We start from the raw sequence: 1,825 nt of genomic DNA on the forward strand, positions 1-1,825 counted from the left end.
GGCCTGAACAAACCGCTGTATGCCCAGTACCTGGACTACATCGGCAAGTTGGCCCACGGCGACCTTGGCGAATCCCTGCGTACCCGTGAAAGTGTCTGGAGCGAGTTCAGCTCTCTATTCCCTGCGACCCTGGAACTATCCATGGCCGCGCTGTTGTTCGCCGGCATCCTGGGCCTCCTGGCCGGGGTGATTGCGGCACTCAAGCGAGGATCCCTGTTCGACCATGGGGTGATGGGCATCTCCCTGGCGGGATATTCGATGCCGATCTTCTGGTGGGGCCTGATCCTGATCATGTTCTTCTCGGTATCCCTGGGCTGGACCCCGGTGTCCGGGCGGATCGACCTGCTCTATGACATCGAGCCGCGGACCGGCTTCATGCTCATCGACACGCTGCTGGCCGATGACGTCGGTGCGTTCTTCGATGCCCTGCATCACCTGATCCTGCCGGCCATCGTGCTCGGCACCATCCCGCTGGCGGTTATTGCGCGGATGACCCGTTCGTCGATGCTCGAAGTGCTGCGCGAAGACTACATCCGTACCGCCCGTGCCAAAGGCCTGTCGCCGTCGCGCGTGGTCTTTGTTCACGGCCTGCGCAACGCGCTGATTCCGGTACTGACCGTGGTTGGCCTGCAAGTCGGCACATTGCTGGCCGGTGCGGTCCTGACCGAAACCATCTTCTCCTGGCCCGGCATCGGCAAATGGCTGATCGAAGCCATTGGCGCACGGGACTATCCCGTGGTGCAGAACGGCATCCTGTTAATCGCCTGCCTGGTGATTCTGGTCAACTTCGTAGTGGACATCCTCTACGGCTTTGCCAACCCACGCATTCGTCACCAGCGCTGAGATCATGACCATGACCACTCCAGCTTCAACTTCAAATCAAGCGGTAACAGTCGATCAAAGCCTGTTGTACCCGTCCCCGTACAAAGAATTCTGGCACGCGTTTTCCAAGAACAAAGGCGCCGTTGCCGGCCTGATGTTCATGCTGCTGGTGATTTTCTGCGCGATTTTCGCGCCATGGGTTGCCCCGCATAACCCGAGCGAGCAATACCGTGACTTCCTGCTGACCCCGCCGTCCTGGCTGGAGGGTGGACAGATCCAGTTCCTGCTGGGCACCGATGAACTGGGTCGCGACCTGTTGTCGCGCCTGATCAACGGTTCGCGTCTGTCCCTGCTGATCGGTTTGTCGTCGGTGGTGATGTCGCTGATTCCGGGGATCCTGTTGGGTCTGTTCGCCGGTTTCTTCCCGAAACTGCTCGGCCCGACCATCATGCGCCTGATGGACATCATGCTGGCCCTGCCGTCCCTGCTGCTGGCTGTGGCGATTGTCGCCATCCTCGGCCCTGGCCTGATCAACACCATTATTGCCATCGCCGTGGTTTCGTTGCCGTCCTATGTTCGTCTGACCCGCGCCGCGGTGATGGGCGAATTGAACCGCGACTATGTGACCGCCGCGCGCCTGGCCGGTGCCGGTCTGCCACGCCTGATGTTCGTCACCGTGCTGCCCAACTGCATGGCACCGTTGATCGTTCAGGCCACCCTGAGTTTCTCTTCGGCGATTCTCGATGCCGCGGCCCTGGGCTTCCTCGGCCTTGGCGTACAACCGCCAACCCCTGAGTGGGGCACCATGCTGGCTTCGGCTCGCGACTACATCGAACGCGCCTGGTGGGTGGTAAGTCTGCCTGGTTTGACCATTTTGCTCAGCGTGCTGGCAATCAACTTGATGGGCGACGGCCTGCGCGATGCGCTGGACCCGAAACTCAAGAACGCCGCCTGAGGAGATTCAAATGTCACTGTTAGAAATCAAGAATCTCAACGTTCGCTT

General features: G+C 60.3%; 2 protein-coding genes. Both read left to right on the forward strand.

Annotation, left to right across the window (positions count from 1 at the left end):
• Window positions 1-843, forward strand: an 843-nt coding sequence (locus tag K0F88_RS31940; RefSeq protein WP_219097866.1) for an ABC transporter permease subunit, incomplete at its 5' end; no start/stop codon positions are given.
• Between the two features lie 10 nt (window positions 844-853).
• Window positions 854-1,777 carry an ABC transporter permease subunit gene (locus tag K0F88_RS31945; RefSeq protein WP_219097867.1) on the forward strand — a complete coding sequence of 308 codons (924 nt, stop codon included), beginning with the start codon at window positions 854-856 and terminating at the stop codon, window positions 1,775-1,777.
• The last annotated feature ends 48 nt before the right edge of the window (window positions 1,778-1,825 follow it).

The sequence above is a fragment of the Pseudomonas sp. UMAB-40 genome, assembly GCF_900095275.1.
Lineage (GTDB): Bacteria > Pseudomonadota > Gammaproteobacteria > Pseudomonadales > Pseudomonadaceae > Aquipseudomonas > Aquipseudomonas mandelii_B.

Excerpts from the sequence above, each read along its gene's own strand:
- K0F88_RS31945 (WP_219097867.1), top strand. The coding sequence starts at position 854 with ATGACCACTCCAGCTTCAACTTCAAATCAAGCGGTAACAGTCGATCAA.